Source organism: Clostridium sp. C8-1-8 (assembly GCF_009928445.1).
Classification (GTDB): Bacteria; Bacillota; Clostridia; order Clostridiales; family Clostridiaceae; genus Clostridium_AR.
In genome coordinates this window covers 87,411-113,174 of the sequence record NZ_JAABNO010000012.1, presented here as the reverse complement: position 1 = coordinate 113,174, position 25,764 = coordinate 87,411, and the positions used below count along the sequence as shown (strand labels likewise).

Sequence of the window (25,764 nt, the reverse complement as noted above, 5' to 3'; positions counted from 1 at the left end):
AATATACTAAAGTGAACCATATATAACATTTCTCAGTCTTGGTTGGTGATAAGCTTCAAAGTTAGGGAACATCTGCTGCATATAGACTGCAGACAATTTTTCCTTAGGATCTATCATAACCCATGTACCTGCCATGCCACACCATCCAAATTCTCCAAGAGAACTGTTTGAGCCGCCTTTTGCTCTATCTATCATAACTCTCACACCTAATCCATAGCCATAGCCAGCTTGATAAGGCCAGTCAAAGTCTAATAACTGTGTTTCTGTAAGATGATTAGTAGTCATAAGTTCTATAGTTTTTTTACTTAATATTCTAGTGCCATTAAGTTCACCACCACAAGCAAGCATCTGTGCAAAAGTGCTATAATCCTTAAGAGTAGATAATAAACCAGCACCGCCGCTTTCAAATGTAGCATCAGGTCTATAGTCTCTGTCCATATTATTATTTTTTGTTAAGGTGCCATTTTCTGATCTATCATAGATGCTACATAGTCTATGAAGCTTTTCATCAGGAATTCTAAAGAAGGTATCATTCATTCCTAATGGATCAAAAATCTCATCCTTCAGAAAGTCACCGAATTTTTTATTAGATACAACTTCTATTAATGCGCCTAATACATCATGACTATAACCATACTGCCAATGAGAACCAGGATCAAAAGCTAAAGGGACTTTTGAAATTTCTTTCGAAAAGGTTCTTGCATCAAACTTTTCGCCTTCTTCGTATTTAGCATCAAGTTTGTCCATTGTTTTAGATAGACAGCGAGCAGTTTCAATATTATCTCCTGAATATGTAAGTCCTGAAGACATAGTGAATAGATCTCTTATGGTTATTGATCTAGAGGCTGGAGCAGTATATAGTGCTCCATATGGTGTATATCTATGGACTTTGGGATTTTTGAATTCAGGTAAGTAGTCTTCTAAGGGATCATTTAACAAGAATAATCCTCTTTCGTATAATATAAGTGCTGCAGTACAAGTTATAACCTTTGTCATGGAATAAATTCTAAAAATAGTATCTTCTTTAATAGGTGTTTTATTTTCTAAGTCTGCGAAACCTTCAAAGTTTTTATAAAGTTCTTCTCCGTTACGAGATACTGAACAAGAGCAGCCAGCAGGACCCTTTTCTACAAAACTTTTTAATAGTGGAGTAAGCCTTTCGAACTGATTCATAGTGATACCTCCTTATATATGTACTACTTTGTAGTAAAATTTATATTTTTAAATTCTTCTCTCAAAAACCAGAGGAGCTTTTAAAATAGATTTCATATTGAAGTGGTACATCTTTAAATAAACTACATAAAAATTATACTATTAACGTTTACATATCTCAATAAATCAGCTAAGTTAATTGGCTATTTTGTAAAAAACTATCATAGAAAATAACTTTATTTGTGATTAATTCAAATTAAACTATTGGGAAGTTAATACATGTAGTATTTGTATATAAAATGGTAGAGTGCTATAATTCAAGTCTATAGGCTTGAACAAGTTCTAAATATAATATTAGATGAAGAAAGGAAGATAGAAATGCCTATTGGAATAATAGTTAATTGTTTATCAGTACTAATTGGAGGGCTTCTAGGAGCTGTTTTGGGGCATAAGATACCAGAAAGATTAAAAGTAGGGCTTCCTTTAACTTTTGGAGTAGCATCCATGGCAATGGGAGTTAACTATATAGTAAAAATGAATACTTTACCAGCAGTTATATTGTCACTAGTAATAGGAAGTGCTATAGGTGAACTTATTAAGGTTGAGGCTGGTATAGAATGGTGTGCTGGAAAAGTAAAAGGTCCTATAGAAAGCCTATTTAAAGGAAATAAGAAAGACGAAGCTTATAAAGAAGTTGCTGTAACCTTAGAGTCTAATGAGAAGAATGAAATAGAGTTTATGGAGAAGTTTGTAGCAATAGTTATACTGTTCTGTGCTAGTGGAACAGGAATATTTGGTTCACTAAAGGAGGGAATGACTGGAGATCACACAGTTCTTTTAGCAAAATCAATCCTTGATTTCTTTACTGCAGGTATATTTGCAACAGCCTTAGGATACTTAGTAATGACGGTATGCATTCCACAATTTGCAATAATGATAGTGCTATATCTTAGTGCAAGTTTTATAATGCCTTTAACAACACCATCTATGATTAATGATTTTACTGCCTGTGGAGGAATTCTAATGCTTGCAACAGGTTTTAGAATTAGTGGGATAAAAAGCTTTCCAGTGGCTAATATGCTTCCTGCCTTAGTTTTGGTAATGCCTTTATCCCACCTGTGGACAAGTTTCTTTAAGTAGTTTATTTTGCCTAGATGGAAAATAGATCTTCGGGCACAGTTAAAATAATTTCTTGTATTTTTTGCCGTGTAACTAAGGTTGATATTCCTATAAATAGATATACTGTTTCATAATAAAATTTGTATATCAAAACTCTTCTCAAAACCAAGAGGAGTTTTGGTATATTTATAGATGCAAAGTAATTATAAGTAACTAACGGTGGTAAACATTCCACCTGTTCCTTTAGTCATATTATTTGACATATGATGAGGAATATGACAGTGAAGCGGCCAAGTACCGGGATTATCTGATTTAAATAATATATCCCATGTCTCACCAGTAGCTACATTTATTGTGTTTTTAAAGATGTAGTTATTATAAGGTATACTATTTCCATCTGAAGCAACTACTAAAAACTGGTGTCCGTGAAGGTGTATTGGATGAGCGTTCATTGAAATATTACCTAATCTTACACGAACAACCTTATTCAAGGCTGTAGTAAGTGGAGTGCTGTAAGGAAAACAACGACCATTCATAGTAAAAAAGTTGAATTCATGTGACATTGGATCAATATCATATATACCAGGCTTCACTTCGCCCATTTTTAGACCTTTTAATTTAAATTCTTGAAGCATTATAAAGTAGTCAAAGTCAATGCTTTTTTTGTCATTAGGGTTTTCAATAATAAATCCGCCTCCAAGTCCCATCATTTCTTGCTTACTAGTATTAACATGGGTGTGATACATGTGAGTTCCAGGTGGATTAGCTATTTTAAATTTATAGTCAAAAAAATCACCAGGCTGTATTTTGGGGGTTGGCTCTATATCAGGTACACCATCCATTTTGTTTGGAACATCTAGTCCATGCCAATGTATGCTAGTTGCCTCAGGAAGTTTATTATATACTCTTATGTTTACGGTATCTCCGGAATTAACAATTATTGTAGGACCAGGAGTACTTCCGTTATATCCCCATGCTTTTATAAAAACCTTAGGCAGTATTTCCTGCTTAACTGGTTCAGCAACTAATTCAAAATACTTGATACCGTCTTTTAATTTGAAAGGTAAAGTTTTAATATCTGTAGTAATTATCAAAAGAGGTCATCCTTTAATAGTATTATATGTAATATTATATATATGAGACTTGCAATTTGATACTAAGGAATAGTTACATGTTACGGTCATCTACAATTTTTTAAGAGATATTAGCATTCCAGGTTTCAAGTAATATTGATTAGAAGTGTTTAATAGTGTTTCTGCAAGATGATAGATTTGAGCATATATATATGAACTGTTTTCCTGCAGAGGAAAGGTATCGGTCTACCGTTCAATACAATTATTTTAATTTCATAGCTTCCTCTTTTTTAGAGTTCTTAACTCAACTAGTACTTTGTGAATGCCAGAACTCTACCAGATACAGCAGTTTTAGAACAATTGTAAAGTAAGTTTCTAAATACGAAGTTTTTATAATGTTTACGGTGTAAACATTAATTTAATTATAAAAAGATAGGTTTACAGTGACAATATAAATATAGGGTTTTTTATATTAATAGGAAATATATAATAATTAAATAGTTGAATAAACAATTGTAAGAAATGCTATAAATGATATATAATATTTGTAATATAATTAAATATATAATAAAATTATATTAATTCTTTTTGTAAGCATATCAGTATGATATAACCAACTACTATAAATATAAAGGGTTGGTTGTATTGACAAGGTTTACAAAATGTAATATAATTCCTTTGTAAATATGTAGGATTGTAACTGTTAAGCAGGCAAAACCTAGATTAGTATAAGAACTCAGAGGAATTTGGGGGCTTATATTAGTTTAGGTTTTTTTATTTTACATGAAATTATATGCTTAATTTCAACATAGCCTTTAAATAAAACTGAGGATAAGTAGAAGTAATATGATTAAATACTAATTCAAGTGAAAGAATAGAAAAGAAGGTTATGTAGCCTGTTATGACTTTTCCGCTACATCTAAAGGATTTGTATTTGTATATATAAGGACAACTTAAGAGAAAAGTGTCTATTTCATGCAATAAATAAGGGGGGTTAGGATGAAAGTTAAAAAGATCTTTAATAATAATATTATGCTAGCAGAGGATGAGAATTTATTGGAGATGGTGCTTTTAGGAAGAGGAGTTGCTTTTCAAAAGAAGCCAGGAGATGATGTTAGCCTTGATAAAGTTGAAAAGACCTTTGTTTTAAGTTCACCTGAACTAGCTAATAAGTTTGTTGAATTGATTAATGAAGTACCTCTAAACCATCTTGAATTGACAGACAAAATAATTGCTGAAGCCCAATCGGAATTAAACGTAAAATTTAATGATAGTATATACATAGCGTTAGCAGATCATATAAACTATGCCATAAGCAGATACAAACAAGGAATAAATATGAGAAATGCTCTGCTTTGGGAAATAAAGAAGTTCTATAAGAAAGAATTTAGTGTAGCCCTTAAATCACTTAAACTTATACAATACTATGAGGGCATAAGCTTGCCAGAAGATGAGGCTGGATTTATGGCTTTACACTTTGTAAATGCTCAACAAGGCGGAGAAGATATAAAGCAGACTATACTTGTTACTGAAATGGTAGACGATATATTAAAGATTGTTAAGTTTCATTACAATCTAAATATAGATGAGGGAAGCTTAAGTTATAGTAGATTTGTAACACATATAAGGTATTTTGCTAAAAGACTTATGGCGAAAGAGCTTTCAGCTAGTGACGAAGATTTTCTATATGAACAAATTAAAGAGAAGTATCCACAAGCCTATGAATGTGCCTTGAAAGTCAAAAATTACATACAGAAGAAGTTTGAGGTCACTATAAACAATGATGAGATGCTATACTTTATGCTTCATATAAATAGAGTGACTCAAAGGGAAGAGAAATGAATTACAACGAATTTGCAAAAGATATACTAGAAAAGGTAGGCGGTATATCTAATGTAAAGAGTGTTACTAATTGTGCTACACGTTTAAGGTTTAAGTTGAAAGATATTAAAAAGGTTGATATAGAAGGACTAAATAGTAATAAAGATATTATGGGAACTGCCAATAAAGCTGGGCAGTTTCAAATAATAATAGGTACGGATGTGGCGCATATTTGTAATGAGGTCAGAAAGATAGGCAATCTTGCAGAAGATGATATCAGTGAGCACGATGGCATAAAAGACATTGGTGCAACTATTTTAGATACTATATCAGGGGTATTCACGCCTATACTCCCTGCAATAACTGGAGCTGGTATGATAAAAGCTCTGATTGCTCTTTTAACAGCTTTTAATTTATTACCAAAGAGCAGTGATACCTACTATGTTTTGAGTTTCATAGGAGATGCGGGATTCTACTTTTTACCTATATTTTTAGCTTATACTTCTGCAGTTAAGTTTAAAGCGAATCCATTTTTGGCTATGAGCTTAGGTGCGATATTATTGCATCCAAACTTTACAGCGGTAGTTGAAGCTGGTAAATCTATAAGCTTTTTAGGGTTATCTATTACTCCAGCTATTTACTCATCATCTGTAATACCTATTATCTTAATAGTGTGGGCTATGTCATATATTGAGAGATTGGCAGATAAAATCTCACCAAAGCCTATTAAGTTCTTTTCAAAACCGCTAATAACTTTACTATTAGCAGCTCCGCTAGCATTAATTGTTATTGGGCCTTTAGGAACTATAATAGGTGATGGTTTAGCTAATATCATAAATTACACTAATACAAAAGCCGGTTGGTTGGTTCTAACGTTGCTATCAGGAATAATGCCTCTTCTTGTTATGACAGGAATGCATTATAGTGTAACGCCAATTGCAATGACAGCAATATCTAAATATGGCTTTGAGAGCTTGATTGTTCCTGCTATGCTTGCATCAAATGTGGCTCAAGGAGGAGCTTCTCTTGCAGTAGCTTTTAAAACAAAGAATAGATATACTAGACAACTAGCTAGTTCAGCAGGTATAACTGCGGTCTTAGGAATTACTGAGCCTGCTATGTATGGTGTCAATTTGAGATATAAAAGGCCTTTTATAGCTGTACTAGTAGGTGGAGCCTGCGGAGGTTTTTATTCTTCAATAGTAGGGCTAAAAGCTTATACCTTGGCTTCTCCTGGACTTGCAGCAATACCGATATTTTTAGGAGCAGGTTTTAATTTTATAAATGCTATTTTAGTTTGCGTGATATCTTTCGTGGTAGCGTTTATCTTAACTTTAATATTGGGCTTCGAAGATGTTGTAGAGCAGACAGAAGTAAAGAAAAGCATAGCTGAGGAGGTCAAGGAGCCTATAGTAGAAGTCGATAATAAGCATACTGTAGATAACAATATTCTTATAAAGAAGATTGTTATAAAAAGCCCGTTAAATGGAGAGGTTGTAGACTTATCTACAGTAAGTGATGATACTTTTGCTGAGGAAATCATGGGAAAGGGAATTGCCATTAAGCCAGAGGATGGTGTTGTGTATTCACCTGTAAATGGAACAGTGTCGATGCTTTTTCCTACGAAGCATGCTATCGGTATAACTTCTGAAGAAGGCGTTGAAATCCTAATACATATAGGAATTGACACGGTACAGCTAGAAGGAAGATATTTTGAAAGCTATATTAACACAGGTGATCTGGTTCAGGCTGGACATAGAATTATAGAGTTTGATCTTGAAGCAATACAAAAAGAAGGGTATGAAGTTGTTACTCCTATTATAGTTACTAACTCAAGCAAATACTTAGATATAGTAAGGACAAAAAGCAACTCTGTGAAAAATGGTGATGATTTGATGACTATACTATAGTCTTTACCTAAAGTACCCTGCTGAAGAATGTATATTATTACAGAAATTATTTGCTTTAAAATTAGGCTATGTTTAAGATTTTATATATAAACATAGCCTAAAATTATCATATACCTTATATATCACTGCATTCTATAAACTTAACCAGTTCACTATTAAATTTATCTTTTTCTTCCCAAAATAATCCGTGGCCACTATTCTCGAAGGGAACAAGTTTAGAGTTTTTAATTCCTTGTTTCATTGCTATTGCTAAAGGAAAAAGACATACTTTATCATGTATTCCATGAAGAATTAAAGTTGGTACTTCAATCTTTTTTAAATCAGCCAAAAGGTTATCATCTCTAAATGTTTCTGCAACCTTTGCAGTAGCCCAGCCAGAGGCCTCTAAACCAAGATGAAAGAACCATTCTGAAAATGCATCGCTTATGTTTTGAAAAAAGAACATATCCGAGAACTTTTTTAACATTTTAGGTCTATCAGCATATGTTCCATCTACAAGTGCGGTTATATCTTCTTTACTTACTCCTGCTGGAAAATCCGGTCTTCTAGTTACGCTTGGAGCCGCTGCCCCAAAAAGCGCTAGCTTTGATACACCATATCCTTTATGACGGGACATGTATTTAATAGATATGGCACCTCCAACTGAATGGCCTGCTAAAGTGAAATCCTTAAGCTTAAAGGTATTAACAACACATCTAACATCATCAGCCAATCTATTGTAATTGTAGCCTTCGTAAGGCTTATCTGACTTTCCAAAGCCTCTTATATCCATAGCGATACATCTATATCCTAACCTTGGAAGCTCATCTAATTGATATTCAAATAAATTATGGTTTGCTGGCCAACCATGTATAAATAATATAGTCTTATCTCCAGATGGATTAAGATCTTCTACATATATCTTTACATTATCCTCTGTTTTTACATAGTATCCCAATATAAATCTCTCCATATAAATTACTTCCTTATAGACTATTCAATATGTCTTATATAGGTACCATTTTGCACCGGATTAGTGGTGTAATTAAAATTATTAAAAAAAATTTTGAATTATTGAAACCTAAGTGATGGTTAATACGTCTTATATATGTGTATTAAAATGGAACCATAGTAAAGCTTTTGATATTCATGCATGGATATATAAATTAAAGTCTAAAAATTAAAATCTATTAAGGATTTACCACTTAGATGGTGAATTTATTTTCAAAGACCCTCTGGGGTGTTAGAGGATAACTTGAAGATATAAGTCTGATTGCAAAGCGATAAATATATAAAGCACTGGGAGAAATTTAAACAATAAGTAACCGATGCTTTAATTAACTTATTTAAATAATTAATATGATTGTGTTATAAAAAATAAAGAGGAGAAGTGCTATGTATTTTGATGAAGTAGGCAGTGGTATATTTAACTTAGATGATAAGACAGCAGTCTTTGAAAATAATATAACCTTAGCTAAAGACGGAGATAAAGAGGCATTTATAAGTATTATTGAAGAATATAAAGCTGATCTTTATAGGATGGCAAGAACCATTTTAGATAATGATGAGGATATTGGTGATGCTATGCAGGAAACTGTTCTTAAGGCATATAGAAGTCTAAAAAGCCTTAAAAATCTTCATAGTTTTAAGACTTGGCTAATCAAAATTATGGTCAATGAATGTAATAATATATTGAGAAATAAAAAAAGGTTGGTTTTCTTTAACAAAGGAATTGAGAAAGAAGAAACTTATACTGATAGCTATAACTTAGAAAAGCAGCCTGTACTTGAAGCAATAAAAGGCTTAGAGCTTAAATATAGAGAAACGGTACTTCTCTATTATTATGAAGATTTAAGTGTGAAAGAGATATCAAAGTGTTTAGGTATATCAGAGGGAACGGTAAAGTCTAGACTGGCAAGAGCTAGGTTTAAGCTATTTCATCTACTAAGGGAGGTAAGGGATTAATGGAAGAAAAGCTATTTAGCAAATTTATAGAAAGAGAAATAAGTTGTGAAGAGGAATTAAAGATTCCTGATACAATAAATTTTAAGTTAAACAGTGCTTATGAGGCCATAAGAAATGACAGTGAGATTGTGAAAAAGAAAAGTCATAAGAGGAAAAATATAGCGATTGCAGCATCCGTAGCCTTTTTAGTCATTACAACAGTTGTAGCTACACCAGCTCTAGCGGACAATATTCCTCAATTAAGAGAACTTTCAGAGCATCTTAAAAATATATATTCTTATAATGATAACTATGTATCCAATGCTGATCTTAAGAACATAAGTAAAACCTATGATGGTATAGAAATTTCTATGCAGGGAGTCATATATGATCAATCAAGCTTGAAGTTTATATATACAGTAACTAGTGATAAGAAGCTTCAGTGGGGTGTACAACTAAGAAAAAACAGCTTAAAGATAAATGGTAAAGACATATTAAATAAGGTTTACTCCAGTAGAATCAAAACTGAAGACACTAAGATATCAAAAGATGGAGATAAGTTAGAGAAATACGCAGTTATAACCACCTTTGACATATCAGACTTAAAGCTTGGGGATAAGATTAATATAGATTGGAATATAAATGAAATACACACTGAAAATTTCAAGTTTGCCCAAGGTGCCTGGGACTTTAAGGTAGAAACTTCAAAAGAACTATCAGATAAAAATTCTAAGGTTCTAAATGTAAATTATAGTAGAGATATAGAGGACCATAAGTTTGCAATAGATAAGATAATAATTACGCCAACAGAAACAAAGATAGTATCTGAATATGATTCTAAATTTAATGAAGAATATGCAAAGACAAGTGAAGAATATTTGAATAATGACAACAATAAAACCTTGCAGGATAAGCTAAATAAGCTGAAGTTTATACAATCTCAAATAACCGTTGATTTGATGAATATTACAGATGAACAGGGTAATAAGATAATTCCTTATGAGTCAAAGATAGAAGATGGAGTAATGACTTCAACCTTTTCTCCTTTTAAGCAAATGCCTAAAAAGATAATTATTACGCCTAGACCTGTTAATGATAATACAACAAAGCCTTATATACCAAGCAAGGATGAATATATACCACTTAACAGCTTAAAAGCTCCTATTACCTATAATCAGGGGGATAATATGACTGTCACAATTAACACAGTTGAGAGAAGTGCAGACAAAATAAAAATAAATGCTAGCTTTAACGGTGATTTTATAGCAGCAAGGGTAGCTGATGCTTTTAAAGTTATATCTAATGGCAGTAATTATCCAGATGGAGAGATAAGTCAGGATAGTAAAGATGAGGTTTGGAAGTATACGGAACTGGCCAACAATAAGAATAATACTTTTAGTTATAAGTATAATGTTAAAGCTGGTCAGGATTATAATATAATAATTTCAAAGTCTAATTTTATGAAAGATAAACAGATGATATTTGATGTGAAATAGTAAGTATGAAAAACAATAAGAGTGTGAACAAAGCTATTAAAGAAATAGGTTTGTTCACACTCTTATTGTTATCCAGCCATATTGTTCTTTGCATCAGCTGGGCTGTATACAGATATGTGATCAAGTGAAGGATTTTTATTGGTATCTGTTGGCTTTGGGAAGATTAGCATAAGCTGATAAGTTTTATTCACATCATAAATTAGTATATTTTCAGTATTAGTCTTATTTATAACTGAAGGTTTACCTAAAGTTTTTTCAACATCATTATATTTTATTATCTTCAGGTTATCTTTAAAGGATCTTACATCAAAAATCTGCTCACCTTTATTTACACCAAAGTGTATTTTTTTACTAGAATAAACTGCATAACGACCTTCACCAGCATAGTCCTGCTTATCAGGATTTCCCCATTTTTTAATAACATCGTCTAATATATTGGTCTTGCAGATAAACTCACATTCAGGAACCTTTCCTTCCTTTGAAAGTGCATAGATATTATTTAACAGTACTACGCTTTGGCTTGATACGTTATTTTGTCCCTGAGATTTATTGGTATTGTTTGTATTTGAATTAGAACTATTGTTATTTTTGGATGATGTATTTGAAGTAGATGAGTTTGAAGTATTTCCATCATTACTACTATTTTGATTATTATTATTTACTGCATTATTTGTATTGTTTTTGCTGCTTGAGGAATTTCCGCAGCCAACTAAAAGAGTGAGACATAAGAATACGACTAGAAAAACACAAAGTTTGCTCTTTGATCTTTTAATCATGGATATTCTCCTTATCGTTTGGTTTATTATATATTACTAGTGTATATTTAGCATAAATTATTATTTTTATGCTTTGAGCTACAGCAATAATAAGTGTAGATGGATTATATTTTAATGTAATGATTATTCCTACTATTTATAGATATACTACTTCAAAATAAATCTATTAAAATGAAAATTTATAAATTTTTCGAAAGCTTTATTTTGAGTCTAATAGTTGAACTATTATATGTGTATGGTATGACTCTATTATATATATATTCAATATATAAGTTATTGGTGAAGAGATAAATGACTTTTTAATAGCTGATAATATATCAAAAAAGCTTCTGTTCAAAACAAATAATAGTTTTGAACAGAAGCTTTTGATTTATTAAATCACTTTTAGATATTTACATGGATTCTAAACAGGCTTCTAATAAAAGTAATTTAGCTTAGTCTGGATAAACTAGGTTTTTATCAGTTATTACTAGTAATACTTCCTTTAAGAACTTATTCGCTAAGTACTTAGCCATTGGAAGATTCATATCTAAATAGTTTCCGCAATCTCTAGCTGATGCACCAGGAATTTCTCCTTCAAATTCAGCTACAAATTGATACATTTCTTTTAATAGTTCTACTATATCCTTTGACTCATAATCACCTTGAAGTATTAAATAAAAACCAGTTCTGCACCCCATAGGTCCAAAGTAAACAGTCTTAGAGGCAAAAGTCTTATGATTTCTTAAGAAAGTTGCACCTAAATGCTCAAAGGCATGGATCTCAGCAGTATTCATAACAGGTTCAAGGTTTGGTCTAGTCATTCTTATATCAAAGGTTGTAAGAACTACATCTTGAAACTTATCTTTTCTTGAAACATATACACCAGGAAGTAAATCCAAGTGATTCACTGTAAAGCTCGCGATTTTCTCCATTTATAATCACTCCTACTAATTTGCAATTAATTTAATTATAATACATTTTTAATCTTTAGAAAATTACATTCTACGTAAAAAATGTAGATTATCATATTGTTCATATCTTAGTATTCCGATAAGATTGATTTAATACTATCACCTTGAAAACTACAAGTCAATAGATTGATAAGTTGGCTTGTTGAATAAAAAGTAATTAATTGAATGTATCGGTACACTTGTAAAATAAATACACTTAATTATAATTTTATTTAAGTTATTATACAGTGACTCATGGAAAGTCAGTGATTAGTATCAAGATAACTTTTATAAAATAGTTAGGGGTGTAGATATGGGAAGATATGAACTAAATAAGAATCTTGCTCAGATGCTTAAGGGCGGAGTAATAATGGATGTAGTTAATGCTGAACAAGCTATAATTGCAGAAAGAGCTGGAGCTTGTGCTGTTATGGCACTTGAGAAAGTTCCAGCAGATATAAGAAAAGAGGGCGGAGTTGCTAGGATGTCTGATCCTAAGATGATAAAAGAAATACAAGCAGCTGTTTCCATACCTGTTATGGCCAAGGTGAGAATAGGTCATTTTGTGGAAGCTGAAGTTTTAGAGGCTATAGGAATTGACTTTATAGACGAAAGCGAAGTCTTGACTCCAGCAGATGATAAATATCATATAGACAAGTCTAGCTTTAAGGTTCCTTTTGTTTGTGGAGCTAGAAATTTAGGTGAGGCTTTAAGAAGAATTGGTGAAGGTGCAGCCATGATAAGGACTAAAGGAGAAGCAGGTACAGGAGATGTTGTTCAAGCTGTAACTCATATGAGATGCATAATGGAAGATATAAGAAGAGTGAAAAATTCCCCTAAGGATGAACTTATGACTTTAGCAAAGGAATTTGGAGCTCCTTTTGACCTAATAGAATACGTATGGGAAAATGGCAAACTACCAGTGGTAAACTTTGCTGCAGGTGGGGTTGCAACTCCTGCTGATGCTGCTCTGATGATGAAGCTTGGTGCAGAAGGTGTATTTGTTGGATCAGGTATATTTAAATCTGGAGATCCTGAAAAGAGAGCAAAGGCTATAGTAATGGCTACAACTTACTACAATGATCCTAAAATAATAGCTGAGGTTTCAGAAGATTTGGGAGAACCTATGGTAGGTATTAATTGTAAAGAACTGGTAAGTAAATTTGAAGAAAGAGGCTGGTAGTTGTGAGGATAGGAGTACTAGCCCTACAGGGAGGAGTAGCAGAACATATAAATCACTTAATTAAGTTAAATTGTGAAGCTGTTGAGGTAAGAAAAAAAGAAGAGCTTGAGGGTTTAGATGGTATAATTTTACCTGGTGGAGAGAGTACAACCATAGGAAAGCTTTTAAGAAAAATAGGAATTTATGATACCTTAAGACATAAGATACTGGAAGGATTGCCCGTTTGGGGAACCTGTGCAGGGATGATATTACTTGCTAAGGATATCGATAATGATAATGTAAGCCACTTAGCAACTATGGATATAACTGTAAGAAGAAATGCATACGGAAGTCAAATAGATAGCTTCCTAGCAGAAGAGGCCATAGAGGGAATATCTAGTGAAAAAATACCTTTAGTCTTTATAAGGGCTCCTTTCATCACTTCGGTAGGTGATAAGGTGGAGATTTTAGCTAAGATTGAAGATAAGGTGGTTGCAGCGAGACAGGAAAATATGCTTGTTACGTCTTTTCATCCAGAGCTTACAGATAATCTTGAGTTTCATAGATACTTTGTAGGTATTTGTGGTGAGTATACTAATTTATAAATTTATATATAATTAAGTGGTTCATCTGTTTTAGATGAACCACTTAATTATACGTACTAAAATTTTAGTATTACTAAATAGGTTTAGCAGAGTTTGGAGGTTCTTTTAATAACTGATTAGTTTTTCTTCAATATTACATAATAGATTCAAAAAAACATTATGTTGGATATACCTATAATAATAATAATAAAAGTATACTATAGACATACTACTTCAAAATCTTTAAACTTAAAATAAAGCTTTTGATGAATTTGAGAAGCTTTATCTTGATAGATTTCAATATTAAGTAGTATGTTTATATATGTATATAACTTTGAACTTTAAGGAGAGAAACTTTTAACATATGAGGATAAATAAACTTTTAAGTAACTTAGGTGTTTGCTCAAGGAGAGAAGCTAATAGAATTATTGAAGAGGGAAGAATAACTGTAAACGGAGAACTCTGTATTCCAGGTCAGTGGGTAGAGCTTGAGGACGAAATACTTATTGACGGGGAACAAATTAAAGAGAAGAAGAAGGTATATATACTACTAAACAAACCAGCTGGGATTACTTGCACTGCAGCGAAAGATGTTAAGGATAATATAATAGATTTTATTAATTATAAACAATATATTTTTCCTGTTGGAAGGTTGGACAAAGAATCTGAAGGGCTTATACTGCTTACAAATGACGGAGAACTGGCCAGTAGTATTCTTGAAGCTGACAACAGGCATGAGAAGGAATATGTAGTAACTGTAGATAAGCGCTTTGATGATAAGTTTCTTGAAGATATGTCTAAAGGAGTAGATATAGGTGGAGTTGTTACTAGGGAATGCAAGGTAGAAAGAATCAGTGAAGACACTTTTTCAATAATACTAACTCAAGGATTAAATAGGCAGATCAGGAAAATGAGTAAAGCTTGTGGTTACAGTGTAGTAAAACTTATTAGAATAAGAATATTAAATTTATGTATTAATGATTTAGCAAAAGGGGAATGTAGAGATATTGAGGATATTGAGCTAGAAGAACTTAGAAAACTATTGTAGTTGAAAATAAGGTTTGCTTATGGCTGTAAATATGTACCGCTTCGTAATAAAATGTATGCTTTCAAATTATCTTATGTGAGCAAAAGGATTTTTTGAAGATATATTTTTCAGCGAAGTGGTACATCTTTATTAGTGTTGAAAATAAAGTTATTGCTACAGAAGGCTATTTAATTATAAGCTATCAATTATTAAATGAGTATTTTTAGTGTGATTAATGACAAAGGCTCATTTTCAACATAATGACTTAGTGACACAATAATATGTTTTTATTTATTAGAGGCAGTAAATTTATCACTGTATGAAGAAAGAGTTCTTTCTGTTGCTGCTAGCTGCTCGTCCACAACACTTGCTTCTTCTATGTGATTTATTATAGTGGATACAGTTGTCTTCAAAACCTCATCAACAGTTTTTATTTCCTCATTTACTTGCTCTATATTTTTTCTTTGGGTAGATATAGTGTTTATAACTTCTTTTATTTCTTTTTCAACCACAGATATGGAAGATAAACTGTTTTCAATCTTTTCTATAGCCCTGCTTGATGCAGCTACCCCTTTGTTAATTACCGTATTAGAGTTATCAGCATTGCTAAGAACAACCTTAGTTTCACTTTCAATGCTTTCAATTAGATTAGATATGTCCGCAGTGCTTTGTTTAGTTATCTCTGCAAGTTTTCTAACTTCATCTGCAACAACTGCAAATCCTTTTCCTTGTTCCCCAGCTCTAGCTGCCTCTATAGCCGCATTTAATGCTAAAAGATTTGTTTGACTAGCAATGTTTGTTATAAGCTGAACTACCTCATTAACCTTGCTAAATTTTCTTGCTAGTTCATTTATACTTTCAGTGCTTTTATTATTTTCATTTTCTAAAGACTTTATTATTTCGTCCATTTCTTCAATTGCATGCTTACCTTCATTGGATTTTTGGACAGTTTCTTTAGTTATTTCTATTAGCTTATTACCTTCAAAGTTAAGATTATCAGTAGAGTCTATTGTTTTCCTAGATAGAGAAGAAATGTTGTCCATATGATTTTTAACTGTATCAGTAAGTTCTACTAAAACATTATGTTGATCATTTACAACTTTGTGCTGTCCAACGGTTTCACTCAATAATTTATTGGCAGATTCTATGAATTCAATAGTTTCTTCTCTGAAAACGGAATCATTTCTTTTTATTTCAACATTCTCAGGATTTGATGTAGCTATTTGTGCTTTGCTTTTGTTTTTTCCAAACATATTTAGTACTCCTTAATATTATGATAGTATTTCCAGCTAGATTAATATGATTATATATCGTATACAGCTTAAATAATCTTTAAATATATTTTCATAGGATTTGTCAATTTGGGGATTATATAAAAAAATATATAAGCATGTTGTGTAAGTTCATTAAGGTATACTGTGATTAACCACTTAATCTCAATTATGCAATTCAATATATGCACATTCATACATTGAAATTTAAGTTATTCTTGTTCGAAAATCTTGGCTTCTGAGGACTATATAATCTCAGATTCTGGAGACCATAAACCATGTATAAATTAATAGTCGAGTTATAAAACCTATAGTATAAAATTAAAAATAAAAATCCTTACAATTATTGCAAGGATTTTTAAAAATAATAAACTCTAAATTACATACTATATTTCCTTTGAGTATACTGCAGATGGATTTGGTGTCAATACTATGAATAATGACATATCTTTATCAGAAGTATTTTTTATGCTAAACACCTCTTTACCATAGCAATGAATTACATCCCCAGCAGTTATGTTGTTCAATTGACCATCTACAGTCATATCGCCATTACCTGATAGAACATGAACTAAAAGGTCACTTTGCTCGTGATTATGAGGTGGTACACCTTGCCCCGGTTTAAAATTAAGTACGAAGCTTAAAAGCTTATCCTCTTTAAAGATTATTTTCTTAGTAATTGAGCTTTCACTAAATGCTATTTTATCGGAAATTTTTTCTATTTTCATTGTAATCCTCCTAGATTTAAATTAGTTTATATTTATAGTTTGTATATATTTATTGATTTTATATGGAGTTACCGCTTCATTTTAAAATTTATATTTTTACACTGAAGTGGTAGAGTCTAAATCCTTTAGCGAATGATTAAATTATAAATAAAATAAAACTTAAATTCTGTGATTTAAATCAAATTATTTTAGAAAGTTCTTCTTGTATATTCCAGGAAATATACTATGCAAATATCAGGCCAATAGAAATTTTAAGAGACTATTTGGCATAGAAATGTATTTGTATAAATGTTAAAATTGGTATTGAAGGTGTTCTTTGTAATAGCATAAAATAGAAAAGAGTTGATTAGTATGAATATTTCAGTATTAGGTTGTGGAAGATGGGGAGCATTTTTAGCATGGTATGTAAGTCATATAGGTCATAAGGTTATGCTGTGGGGAAGAGCTAATTCGGACAACCTTAAAGAGTTAAGAATTAATAGATCAAACAAATATTTGAGGTTATCAAGTGATGTTGAATTAACCGATTCTCTAGAGGAAGCAATAAACTTCGGTGATATTATATTAATTTCTATTAGTGCACAAAGGCTAAGAGATTTTTCCAAAAGGTTAAAAGAAGTTGGTAATTTGGAAAATAAAAAGTACGTTTTATGTATGAAAGGTTTAGAAAGCTCAACAGGAAAGAGATTGTCTCAAGTATTTAAAGAGGAAATGGGATCAGGAATAAGATGTGCAGTGTGGCTTGGACCAGGGCATGTACAGGATTTCTTGAAAGGTATACCAAACTGTATGGTAATAGGTTCAGAAGACATTGAATTTACAAAAGTCTTAGTGAATACATTAAATAGCGATTTAATTAGGTTTTATTATGGACAAGATCTTATTGGTAATGAAGTGGGAGCAGCTACAAAAAATGTTATTGGTATAGCAGCGGGGATGCTAGATGGACTAGGGTATAGTAGCTTAAAAGGAGCTTTAATGGCCAGAGGCACTAGGGAAATATCTAAACTGGTAAGAGCTATGGGAGGAAATGACATAACTATTTATGGTTTAAGCCATCTTGGTGATTACGAAGCTACATTGTTTTCTCAAAATAGTCATAATAGGAAGTTTGGTGAAGATTTTGTAAAAAACATCAAGTTTGAAAAGCTTGCTGAAGGAGTATCCACAATAGAGGCCTTGATCATACTTGCTTCAAAGTACAATATTGAGCTGCCTATATGTAAGGCTTTATATGAAGTTATATTTAATAATAAAGATGCTGCTAAAGAGTTATTAGATCTATTTTTAAGACCAGTAAAGTTTGAGTTTATATAAAGCTCCACTGATTTAATTCTAAATTTGTTTTAGTATGAAGTGATAGATTAAAGTGTATATAGTTATCACATTATACGGTTAAGTCGTAGATAATAGCATTTACTGAAATAAAGGTAAAAATATCTGACGGTTAATGCTATAAAATCTCATCTTATGTCTATTTATAGAAATTTACTGAATATTTGTTATAATTTATTTAGAGGTGGTTCAAAGATGGAAGAAAACCTTTCCCACAAGATGACTCCTATGGAAAAAGTAGCTGATATTATAACTCTTAAGATAAATAAGGTAATCCAAAAAGAGGGTATTGAACTACAAAAAATTAGGTTAGGTATAGAAATATTTTTAATAAATATCTCAAAATTCATAATAATATTTTTGATATCTATAAAACTTAATTTGATATTTGAGACCACAATAATGACTATTGTTCTAGGTCTAGTTAGGAGTAAGGCATTTGGATTGCATGCAAAGAATAGTTTAGTATGTACTATCACTTCGTTAACTCTTTACGTGGCAGGGGGATATGTGAGTAAAACAGTTAGTATTGATAAGTATATTATACTTATGTTATTTTTATTTATTATTATAGCTTTATATATTTATGCACCAGCAGACACGGAGTATCACCCTTTAATAGGACAAGCACTAAGGCAAGATTTAAAAAAGAAAGCAGTTATAACTGGAATTATACTAATGGTTATAGCTTTAATAAGTCCTTATAGTGTTATAACAAATTTGATAACTTTAGCTTCATTCTATGAGGTTTTAAGTATATTACCAATAACATATAAAATTTTTAATAGGAGGTATAATAATTATGAACAGTATGAAAAATCAATTAGTTGAAAAGTTAGCTAACAAAATAGGTGAGGCATCAATTAAGATAAGTGATAAGGCTACTGGAAAGTGCATGATCGGATACTTCTACGAGCCAAAGGCTATGCTTGAAATAATAAAAGAACAAAATAAGTAAGCGCATAATGATCCATAAATAATAGGCTTTTCTTATTGGCATAAGTAAGAAAAGCTTATTATTTTTACTTTATACAGAATTGTAAAAAACACTTACTTATACATATTAGGAAATATAGATGTTGAAAGAAGGTCACTGAAGTAGGTTGCTTCAGTGACCTTTTTATGGTCTAGGAGATTGAAAATATCATCAAAGTCTAATAATATCAAGGCTTTGAAACAGCTTGCTAAAATAAACACTAAAAAGATTATAACTATTGTCAGAAGATCTCTATATAGGTAAGAAAGTCATATACGGAAAGAACTGGATTTTGGAATCTTTTTATAAATTAATCAAAAGAAAGTAAAAATACTTCTAAATAAATGTAAAAGGTAAAAAATGTGGTATAATTGGATTTGATGTTTGAATTAAGGGGGATTTATGGCTAACTTTTTTGATATAATAATAACTATTTTCCTTTTATTTATAGCTATAATAAATCTTAATACTATAAGATTTACTAAGAGAGAAGTTATCACAACAGTGCTTGCAACATCAATCATATCCATACCCTTTGGCTTTTATTTGCATTATATAAGCATAGTTCCTATAGATTTAATACTTATAATATTTATTTATAGAAAAGAGAAAAAGCTAACTATAAGTATTTTGATGCCTTTATTGGCAAACATAATAAGTATAATATCTGATTATATTGTAAGCTGTATTAATGTCTTTGTTTTTAACTTACATATAGTAAAATACTATGATAGCGGAACATACATACTATCTCTTATTGAAACAATAGCGATTATAGTTATAATAAGTAGATGGATTGGTTATCTGATAGAAAAAAAGTTTAAAATTTTTAATGTAGATTTTACTAATAAATTTAGCTTAATAATAATAATTAGTTTAACGATAACATTAATAGTATTTTATACCAATATAGTATTAGGTAGCAAACTTGGATTTACAGATGAAATATTAAAGTTAAATGGGGTTTTATTCTTTATATATTGTATTTTTCTTGGAATAACAATGAATATATTATTTAAGAGTGTTACTAAGGAACTAGAACTTAAAAATAAGCAAGCTCACTTTGAAAGCTTACAAAGATATACAGAAAATCTTGAGAATCTATACAGTGAAATGAGGGTTTTTAAGCATGATTATATAAATATAATTTCCTCTATGATCGGATATATGGAGGATAACGATATGGAAGGGTTAAAAACTCATTTTACTAAAAATATAATTCCATTAAGTGATGAGATAGGAAGAAGTAATTCACAAATTGATTTACTTAAGAATATAAAGGTACCGGAGATTAAGGGAATATTGTCTTCTAAGTTAATAAGAGCTCAAGAAATGGGGATAGATGTGAAAATAGATATAGTAGAGCCTATTAGTAGCATTCCTATGGGAATAATAGATATAGTTAGAGCCTTAGGCATATTACTAGATAATGCAATAGAGGGTGCAGAAAAATGTGAAACACCTATCTTAAGAGTAGGGTTCATAAAGAAAGAAAATTCATTAATTGTGATAATATTGAATAGCTGTCTAGAAGATGTTCCTCCAATATATAAGCTAAATAAAAAGGGCTTTTCAACAAAAGGAGAAAATCGTGGAGTTGGCCTTAGTAACTTAAAGATGATATTGGACAAGTATCAAAATGTCTTTCTAGATACAATTATTGAAAATAATACTTTTTTGCAAAAAGTAACTATAGAAAATAACTAAATATAGCTTAGTTTATTAGGCTGTTTAGATATTAAAGGTATGGGAGGAATTTATGCTTAAAGTATTTATATGTGAGGATAATGATAAGCATAGACAACATTACGAGAAAATCATAAGAAACACTATCTTGATGGAGAGCCTTGACATGGAAGTAGCATTGGTTACTAGTAAATCTAAAGATTTACTTGAATATTTAGGGGCCAATGATGTAAACGGATTATATTTTTTAGATGTGGATTTAAAGGAAGAGATGAGTGGAATAGCTCTGGCAGCAGAAATAAGAAAGCTTGATGCGAGAGGTTTTATTGTTTTTGTAACCACTCATAGTGAGATGAGTTATTTAACTTTTACATATAAAGTTGAAGCTTTGGACTACATAATAAAAGATAAATATAATGAAGTTGATAAGAGAATAAAAGATTGTGTATTGGAAGCCAACTCAAGGCATACAAATAAGAAGAAAGATGGAGAAATCTTTAGCATAAAGATTAATGAAAGAATAATAAACATGGAGCTTGACAAAATATTATTTTTTGAAACATCTAAGACTGTAAGAAAAGTTATTGCACACGCCACAGATAGACAAATAGAGTTTAATGGAAAACTAAGTGATATAGAAGAAAAACTGGATGATAGGTTTTATAGATGTCATAAATCCTATATAATAAATAAGAATAATATAAAGGAATTAGATGTTAAAAACAGAATAGCTTATATGGTAAATGGAGAGGAATGTATGATCTCCAGTAGGTATGTTAAAGGTCTTATTAAATGAAATAATCTATGGTTTTTGAAAAATTTACTGAAGAAGATAGCTTAATAGCATTAAATTAAGAAAAGAATTGCATCACAAGTATGTGGTGTTTTTTTTTGTGTGTTTTTTTAAAATGGAATGATGTAATTTTGAATTTTTGGAACATTTTGTAATAAATTCGGTTACTCAAGGGTTACATTTATAGTTTTAAAATTGCAAGCATATATCTGTAAGTGATAAATATATGCATAAATGATATTAAAAAAATCATTAAATATACGGTTATGATAAAAAAATAACAACTTATGTAGAACTTGACAAAAAATAATGGTTTGATGATACATTTATATTGTAGTAGGCGAATATATTTAGAAATATATGATTTGATGCTTTTAAATATTTTTTAATCTACAATGGAAAGGAGAAAGACAACACTAGCTAAACTATAAAGTATTGAGTGAGAGAAATAGAGATGTTGTCAAGATTTAAGATGAAGAGTATAAATGTATATAAAGAGGTAGCATTCAATAACCTAATAAAGATTTCCCTAAGTGGAGATAAAAATGAGATAATTACTACAGTAAAAAGTTTTTATGATTATTTAAGAGAAATGGGTATAAGTACTTATCCTCAGATAGCCGCCAATAATGATGTTAAAAATGTTAATAATGTAAAAGTAGAAGAAAGCGAGATATATGTAATCTCAAACCAAGAAAGTATAAAAAAGGTTGCAGGTATTTATGAAACCTACGATGAGATGGTTTGGGAGAATGTTGTTATGCTTGAATATACTGGAGTGCTTTTAGAATTTCAAAATGCTGTAAAAGAGATGAAGGAATATTTGGATAGAAATAAAATGAAACCCATTTCAGCATTTTACACCTATATACCTCATGAAATAAAGGGAACTGATATTTTTACAAGAAAAATAGAGATGAATTGCTTTGTGAGAATTGGGTAAAGTTAATAGGGCATATATGTTGAGATAAGGTGTTAATGGTAAAAATATTTGCGAACGAATCGTCGTTTGATACAATGTAAACCTATAAATCAATCAATAAGCTGAAAAAATAAGTGTTAGTATTGAGAGAAGATATATTTTATCATTTCTGTTGTAAACACAGTCTCTTAAAATACTAAGACTTATTTTTTTATTAAACACCTATTTAGAATGTTTATTTAAAAAATTAGTAATGTTCTGAGTAAAATCAAAATACTCATCAAATACTTTCCATGGGCTGTTACTGTCTTTCCTGATTAATACATAGAAAAAAGTATAGTTACCGCTAGGAAATTGGGCAACCATATCGGCCTGTTTAGTGAGCTGTTTATAGGTATCTACAGCAATTACTTTAATTTCGCTATAATTAACTGTTTTAAGCCTTTCCTGGTAAAGGTAGTAGAGAGTATTTTCATTATAACTTTCACCACTAGGACCCTTAGTCATTATTTGGTTTCTCCACTGACCTTCTCTTAGCTCCCACATCTTCAATATATCTTTTTCCACAGCAGCTTTCTCATTAGGATTCATATACATATCTATCTCAGACTTAGTGACTTCGGAAGGATAGTAAATACTAGTTAGTTTATTTTTGTTTTGATTTATCTGAGCAACTATAAGATCTTGTATGAGTTTTTCTTGATCGTTGTTTACGGTACACTTAAATACTAACTTTGTTTGATATTTCTCTTGATCTATTATATCTTTTTGAGCTGAAGTAGACTGAAGTTTTACATCTTCAGAGATAGGTATAGTTTTTTCTTTTATATTGTTACTGCAGCTTACTAATGAACTTAAGGAAATTATTATGATGATTATAGTTTTTTTCATGTTCAATCCTCCTTTACTTTGAATTAATAATATAAGATAGATATTTCAAAGTTGTTTCAAATCGAAGGTATTCTTATTTTAATAGAAAAAATTCCATTATTATTTTGAATAGTATAACTTCCATTAATTCGGTTGATTATGCTGTCCACAATAAAAAGACCTACGCCATTACTTGATATTGAAGTATTTATATTGTTTTCTATACTGTTTTTGATAGATATATTACAAAAGTTATCTTTGGTAAAAACCTTTATATAAATATTACTGTTTTCTTTACCGTATTTAATAGCGTTATCTACTAGGTTTATAAATAGCTGAATAATGTGATTTTTATATGCTCTTATTGATGAATCTTCAATATTGACTATTAAATCTATTCCTTTCCTAAGAGCCTGGAGTTTCATATCACTTACTATAGTTTCAATAATAGGTTTAATAGATAAATCACTTAAAATCAAATTTTTCTCAGAGGTAGTTCCTTTGGAGATATTCAATAAATCTTCTACCAGTATATAAAGCCTATCGCTTTCTGATTTTATCCTTACAGCAGCATTAGCTACAAACTTAGGATCACTGAAATCTTCCTCCAAAAGTTGAGCATATAGTTTTATTCCAGTAAGAGGGGTTTTTAACTCATGAGTAACATTGTTAAAGAACTGTCGTCTAAAACTTTCGAGCTCGTTTATTGTTTCTATATTTTCTCTTATTGTGTCTTGCATAGTGTTAAACTTAGCTGCTAAAGTACCAATCTCATCATTGCTTTTTATGATTATTTCACTAGAATAAGAACCTTTAGAAACTCTATCTGTAATCTCCATAAGCTTATATAATGGATTGATAATTTTATTGGTCATATAAGTTGTTATCACTGTTACTATGATTAATGTTAAGAGTAATACTATATTCAAATTATAAATTATAATGTTTTTTTCTTCATATAAGTATGTATAGTCATTCTTAAAGTTTATAATTGCAACAAACTTGTCATTAAAGTACAAAGGATAAGAGAAGGAGGCTATATATTTATTATTAATATTGCTGATTGTTGTATAGGCTTTATTTAATTTTGCGGACTCTAAATCTGAGGAGTCAGTAATGTAGATTTTATCTAGGCCCTTATTAATTGTAAAAATCTCTTGTAAGTTCTTATCCAAGATTCTTATATACTGTTGATTTGTAGTATTGATTACATTAATTAAGCTTCTCGCCTGATAGTCTATATTTGTTTCGTCTAGTGAAAAGTTTTTTAAATTTGCATATTCATATATTTGAGATCTAGAGGTTTTGTATAGAGAATCACAATCTTTTTTTATTTTTTCTATAGAGGATTTTTGTAGTAAAGAAGTGATAAGGGTATTCAGGAGCATAACTGTAAATAAGATTATTAGAAAGAAGGTAAATAAGAATTTTGATCTTATACTTTTAAAAACAATCTTCATATTTGTAACCTATTCCGAAAACAGTTGAAATGGGGCTCTTATTATCTAACTTTAGCTTTTTTCTAATTCTAGTGATATTGATATCAACAGTCCTATCATCACCATCAAAATCATAGCCCCATATTTTTTCAATTATCTTATCCCGGCTTAAAACAATACCTTTATTTTCAATAAGATATATCAATAATTCATATTCTTTTGGATTTAGTTTTGCAGGTTTTCCATCTATTAACACTTCTTTCCCTTCCAAGTTTACTAATGTTTTTTCATTAATCCTATGAAAACTATTCCTCTTATAGCTTCTTTTAAGAATTATTTCTATTCGAAGCAGAAGCTCTCTTAAATCAAAAGGTTTGGTTATGTAGTCATCAGCTCCGAGGCCTAAGCCTCTAAGTTTATCTTCGATACCACCTCTAGCCGTTAGAAAGATTATAGGGGATTTGTAGTTGTTTAGGTATTCTCTGGTGAAATAAAAGCCATCCTTGCATGGTAACATGATATCCATAATAATCAGGTCTAGCTTTAAGGTTGAAGTAGCCTCTAGAAAACTATATCCTTCTTGAAAACAATAGCAGGTATAGCCTTTTTTATTTAATGCATATTTTATTCCTTCTGATATGGTAATATCGTCCTCTACTATTCCTATATTAAACAAAAAATCACCTCATATTAAATAGGATATAAATTAATCATACTATGTTCCATATTATACCATGAACATCATATTAAAAAATAGTAAATTATCCTT

At 30.6% G+C, this 25,764-nt stretch carries 24 protein-coding genes; 14 read left to right on the top strand and 10 right to left on the bottom strand.

The features are described 5' to 3' along the window. Positions 1 to 6 precede the first annotated feature (6 nt). Positions 7 to 1,173, bottom strand: a complete 1,167-nt coding sequence (locus GXK57_RS13805) for a serine hydrolase domain-containing protein (protein ID WP_160677364.1) — start codon at positions 1,171 to 1,173, stop codon at positions 7 to 9. Between the two features lie 357 nt (positions 1,174 to 1,530). Between GXK57_RS13805 and GXK57_RS13800 the strand changes: the two genes are divergently transcribed. After that, positions 1,531 to 2,292: a DUF554 domain-containing protein gene (locus GXK57_RS13800; RefSeq protein ID WP_160677361.1), complete on the top strand. Its 762-nt coding sequence runs from the start codon at positions 1,531 to 1,533 to the stop codon at positions 2,290 to 2,292. Between the two features lie 182 nt (positions 2,293 to 2,474). Here the strand turns inward: GXK57_RS13800 and GXK57_RS13795 are convergent, their stop codons facing one another. Further along, positions 2,475 to 3,365, bottom strand: coding sequence for a copper oxidase (locus tag GXK57_RS13795; RefSeq protein WP_160677358.1), 891 nt, complete (start codon positions 3,363 to 3,365; stop codon positions 2,475 to 2,477). Between the two features lie 978 nt (positions 3,366 to 4,343). Between GXK57_RS13795 and GXK57_RS13790 the strand changes: the two genes are divergently transcribed. Together GXK57_RS13790 and GXK57_RS13785 are read left to right on the top strand one after the other, a co-directional pair. Further along, the gene (locus GXK57_RS13790; RefSeq protein ID WP_160677355.1) at positions 4,344 to 5,186 is read left to right on the top strand and encodes a PRD domain-containing protein; all 843 of its coding nucleotides are present in this window, start codon (positions 4,344 to 4,346) and stop codon (positions 5,184 to 5,186) included. Further along, a complete protein-coding gene (locus GXK57_RS13785; RefSeq protein ID WP_160677352.1) occupies positions 5,183 to 7,075 on the top strand; it encodes a beta-glucoside-specific PTS transporter subunit IIABC in 1,893 nt (630 codons plus the stop codon). Before GXK57_RS13790 ends, GXK57_RS13785 begins: the two co-directional genes overlap by 4 nt. Before the next feature lie 115 nt (positions 7,076 to 7,190). Here the strand turns inward: GXK57_RS13785 and GXK57_RS13780 are convergent, their stop codons facing one another. Beyond that, positions 7,191 to 8,012, bottom strand: coding sequence for an alpha/beta hydrolase (locus GXK57_RS13780; protein WP_160677517.1), 822 nt, complete (start codon positions 8,010 to 8,012; stop codon positions 7,191 to 7,193). Positions 8,013 to 8,449: 437 nt separating this feature from the next. Between GXK57_RS13780 and GXK57_RS13775 the strand changes: the two genes are divergently transcribed. Together GXK57_RS13775 and GXK57_RS13770 are read left to right on the top strand one after the other, a co-directional pair. After that, positions 8,450 to 9,019 (top strand): sigma-70 family RNA polymerase sigma factor, encoded by a 570-nt coding sequence (locus GXK57_RS13775; RefSeq protein WP_160677349.1) that lies wholly within the window; start codon positions 8,450 to 8,452, stop codon positions 9,017 to 9,019. Then, the gene (locus GXK57_RS13770; protein ID WP_160677346.1) at positions 9,019 to 10,494 is read left to right on the top strand and encodes a DUF4179 domain-containing protein; all 1,476 of its coding nucleotides are present in this window, start codon (positions 9,019 to 9,021) and stop codon (positions 10,492 to 10,494) included. Before GXK57_RS13775 ends, GXK57_RS13770 begins: the two co-directional genes overlap by 1 nt. A 68-nt stretch (positions 10,495 to 10,562) precedes the next feature. On the opposite strand, the gene GXK57_RS13765 is transcribed toward GXK57_RS13770, so the two are convergent. Both GXK57_RS13765 and GXK57_RS13760 read right to left on the bottom strand, forming a co-directional pair. After that, positions 10,563 to 11,270 (bottom strand): YjgB family protein, encoded by a 708-nt coding sequence (locus GXK57_RS13765; protein ID WP_160677343.1) that lies wholly within the window; start codon positions 11,268 to 11,270, stop codon positions 10,563 to 10,565. A gap of 434 nt (positions 11,271 to 11,704) precedes the next feature. Then, positions 11,705 to 12,184 carry an S-ribosylhomocysteine lyase gene (locus GXK57_RS13760; RefSeq protein WP_160677340.1) on the bottom strand — a complete coding sequence of 160 codons (480 nt, stop codon included), beginning with the start codon at positions 12,182 to 12,184 and terminating at the stop codon, positions 11,705 to 11,707. A gap of 331 nt (positions 12,185 to 12,515) precedes the next feature. Here GXK57_RS13760 and pdxS point away from each other — a divergent pair, with 331 nt between their 5' ends. The 3 genes from pdxS (at position 12,516) to GXK57_RS13745 (ending at position 14,996) form a co-directional block, all read left to right on the top strand. After that, positions 12,516 to 13,385 (top strand): pyridoxal 5'-phosphate synthase lyase subunit PdxS, encoded by an 870-nt coding sequence (gene pdxS / locus GXK57_RS13755; protein WP_160677337.1) that lies wholly within the window; start codon positions 12,516 to 12,518, stop codon positions 13,383 to 13,385. Positions 13,386 to 13,387: 2 nt separating this feature from the next. Next, a complete protein-coding gene (gene pdxT / locus GXK57_RS13750) occupies positions 13,388 to 13,969 on the top strand; it encodes a pyridoxal 5'-phosphate synthase glutaminase subunit PdxT (protein WP_160677332.1) in 582 nt (193 codons plus the stop codon). A gap of 343 nt (positions 13,970 to 14,312) precedes the next feature. After that, positions 14,313 to 14,996 (top strand): pseudouridine synthase, encoded by a 684-nt coding sequence (locus GXK57_RS13745; protein WP_160677329.1) that lies wholly within the window; start codon positions 14,313 to 14,315, stop codon positions 14,994 to 14,996. Between the two features lie 266 nt (positions 14,997 to 15,262). Here the strand turns inward: GXK57_RS13745 and GXK57_RS13740 are convergent, their stop codons facing one another. Together GXK57_RS13740 and GXK57_RS13735 are read right to left on the bottom strand one after the other, a co-directional pair. Next, positions 15,263 to 16,228, bottom strand: a complete 966-nt coding sequence (locus GXK57_RS13740; protein ID WP_160677326.1) for a methyl-accepting chemotaxis protein — start codon at positions 16,226 to 16,228, stop codon at positions 15,263 to 15,265. Between the two features lie 404 nt (positions 16,229 to 16,632). After that, positions 16,633 to 16,974: a cupin domain-containing protein gene (locus GXK57_RS13735; protein WP_160677323.1), complete on the bottom strand. Its 342-nt coding sequence runs from the start codon at positions 16,972 to 16,974 to the stop codon at positions 16,633 to 16,635. A 351-nt stretch (positions 16,975 to 17,325) separates the two neighbouring features. On the opposite strand from GXK57_RS13735, the gene GXK57_RS13730 reads away from it, so the two are divergent. The 6 genes from GXK57_RS13730 to GXK57_RS13705 all read left to right on the top strand — a co-directional run bounded on the left by GXK57_RS13730 (position 17,326) and on the right by GXK57_RS13705 (position 22,707). Continuing rightward, entirely contained in the window at positions 17,326 to 18,291 is a 966-nt protein-coding gene (locus GXK57_RS13730) for an NAD(P)H-dependent glycerol-3-phosphate dehydrogenase (RefSeq protein WP_160677320.1), read from the top strand. Between the two features lie 213 nt (positions 18,292 to 18,504). After that, positions 18,505 to 19,140 (top strand): accessory gene regulator B family protein, encoded by a 636-nt coding sequence (locus GXK57_RS13725; protein ID WP_160677317.1) that lies wholly within the window; start codon positions 18,505 to 18,507, stop codon positions 19,138 to 19,140. After that, positions 19,112 to 19,267 carry a cyclic lactone autoinducer peptide gene (locus tag GXK57_RS13720; protein ID WP_160677314.1) on the top strand — a complete coding sequence of 52 codons (156 nt, stop codon included), beginning with the start codon at positions 19,112 to 19,114 and terminating at the stop codon, positions 19,265 to 19,267. The genes GXK57_RS13725 and GXK57_RS13720 overlap by 29 nt, the downstream gene beginning before the upstream one ends. 420 nt (positions 19,268 to 19,687) lie before the next feature. Next, complete coding sequence (locus tag GXK57_RS13715) at positions 19,688 to 20,992, top strand: ATP-binding protein (protein WP_160677311.1); 1,305 nt, start codon at positions 19,688 to 19,690, stop codon at positions 20,990 to 20,992. A 52-nt stretch (positions 20,993 to 21,044) separates the two neighbouring features. After that, positions 21,045 to 21,767 (top strand): LytTR family DNA-binding domain-containing protein, encoded by a 723-nt coding sequence (locus GXK57_RS13710; RefSeq protein WP_160677308.1) that lies wholly within the window; start codon positions 21,045 to 21,047, stop codon positions 21,765 to 21,767. Positions 21,768 to 22,218: 451 nt separating this feature from the next. Continuing rightward, positions 22,219 to 22,707 carry a hypothetical protein gene (locus GXK57_RS13705; protein ID WP_160677305.1) on the top strand — a complete coding sequence of 163 codons (489 nt, stop codon included), beginning with the start codon at positions 22,219 to 22,221 and terminating at the stop codon, positions 22,705 to 22,707. Between the two features lie 201 nt (positions 22,708 to 22,908). On the opposite strand, the gene GXK57_RS13700 is transcribed toward GXK57_RS13705, so the two are convergent. From GXK57_RS13700 to GXK57_RS13690, 3 genes are read right to left on the bottom strand one after another with little or no spacing between them, the layout of a single operon-like run. Then, positions 22,909 to 23,577: a DUF4829 domain-containing protein gene (locus GXK57_RS13700; RefSeq protein ID WP_160677302.1), complete on the bottom strand. Its 669-nt coding sequence runs from the start codon at positions 23,575 to 23,577 to the stop codon at positions 22,909 to 22,911. A 56-nt stretch (positions 23,578 to 23,633) separates the two neighbouring features. Beyond that, on the bottom strand, positions 23,634 to 25,016 hold the full coding sequence (locus GXK57_RS13695) for a HAMP domain-containing sensor histidine kinase (RefSeq protein ID WP_160677299.1): 1,383 nt from the start codon (positions 25,014 to 25,016) through the stop codon (positions 23,634 to 23,636). Continuing rightward, entirely contained in the window at positions 25,000 to 25,671 is a 672-nt protein-coding gene (locus GXK57_RS13690) for a response regulator transcription factor (protein ID WP_160677296.1), read from the bottom strand. The genes GXK57_RS13695 and GXK57_RS13690 overlap by 17 nt, the downstream gene beginning before the upstream one ends. Between the last annotated feature and the right edge of the window lie 93 nt (positions 25,672 to 25,764).

Bases quoted from the DNA above. Each gene is read 5' to 3' on its own strand.
- GXK57_RS13805 (WP_160677364.1), bottom strand. From the start codon at position 1,173: ATGAATCAGTTCGAAAGGCTTACTCCACTATTAAAAAGTTTTGTAGAA.
- GXK57_RS13800 (WP_160677361.1), top strand. From the start codon at position 1,531: ATGCCTATTGGAATAATAGTTAATTGTTTATCAGTACTAATTGGAGGG.
- GXK57_RS13790 (WP_160677355.1), top strand. From the start codon at position 4,344: ATGAAAGTTAAAAAGATCTTTAATAATAATATTATGCTAGCAGAGGAT.
- GXK57_RS13785 (WP_160677352.1), top strand. From the start codon at position 5,183: ATGAATTACAACGAATTTGCAAAAGATATACTAGAAAAGGTAGGCGGT.
- GXK57_RS13775 (WP_160677349.1), top strand. From the start codon at position 8,450: ATGTATTTTGATGAAGTAGGCAGTGGTATATTTAACTTAGATGATAAG.
- GXK57_RS13770 (WP_160677346.1), top strand. From the start codon at position 9,019: ATGGAAGAAAAGCTATTTAGCAAATTTATAGAAAGAGAAATAAGTTGT.
- GXK57_RS13765 (WP_160677343.1), bottom strand. From the start codon at position 11,270: ATGATTAAAAGATCAAAGAGCAAACTTTGTGTTTTTCTAGTCGTATTC.
- GXK57_RS13760 (WP_160677340.1), bottom strand. From the start codon at position 12,184: ATGGAGAAAATCGCGAGCTTTACAGTGAATCACTTGGATTTACTTCCT.
- pdxS (WP_160677337.1), top strand. From the start codon at position 12,516: ATGGGAAGATATGAACTAAATAAGAATCTTGCTCAGATGCTTAAGGGC.
- GXK57_RS13745 (WP_160677329.1), top strand. From the start codon at position 14,313: ATGAGGATAAATAAACTTTTAAGTAACTTAGGTGTTTGCTCAAGGAGA.
- GXK57_RS13740 (WP_160677326.1), bottom strand. From the start codon at position 16,228: ATGTTTGGAAAAAACAAAAGCAAAGCACAAATAGCTACATCAAATCCT.
- GXK57_RS13735 (WP_160677323.1), bottom strand. From the start codon at position 16,974: ATGAAAATAGAAAAAATTTCCGATAAAATAGCATTTAGTGAAAGCTCA.
- GXK57_RS13730 (WP_160677320.1), top strand. From the start codon at position 17,326: ATGAATATTTCAGTATTAGGTTGTGGAAGATGGGGAGCATTTTTAGCA.
- GXK57_RS13725 (WP_160677317.1), top strand. From the start codon at position 18,505: ATGGAAGAAAACCTTTCCCACAAGATGACTCCTATGGAAAAAGTAGCT.
- GXK57_RS13720 (WP_160677314.1), top strand. From the start codon at position 19,112: ATGAACAGTATGAAAAATCAATTAGTTGAAAAGTTAGCTAACAAAATA.
- GXK57_RS13715 (WP_160677311.1), top strand. From the start codon at position 19,688: ATGGCTAACTTTTTTGATATAATAATAACTATTTTCCTTTTATTTATA.
- GXK57_RS13710 (WP_160677308.1), top strand. From the start codon at position 21,045: ATGCTTAAAGTATTTATATGTGAGGATAATGATAAGCATAGACAACAT.
- GXK57_RS13705 (WP_160677305.1), top strand. From the start codon at position 22,219: ATGTTGTCAAGATTTAAGATGAAGAGTATAAATGTATATAAAGAGGTA.
- GXK57_RS13700 (WP_160677302.1), bottom strand. From the start codon at position 23,577: ATGAAAAAAACTATAATCATCATAATAATTTCCTTAAGTTCATTAGTA.
- GXK57_RS13695 (WP_160677299.1), bottom strand. From the start codon at position 25,016: ATGAAGATTGTTTTTAAAAGTATAAGATCAAAATTCTTATTTACCTTC.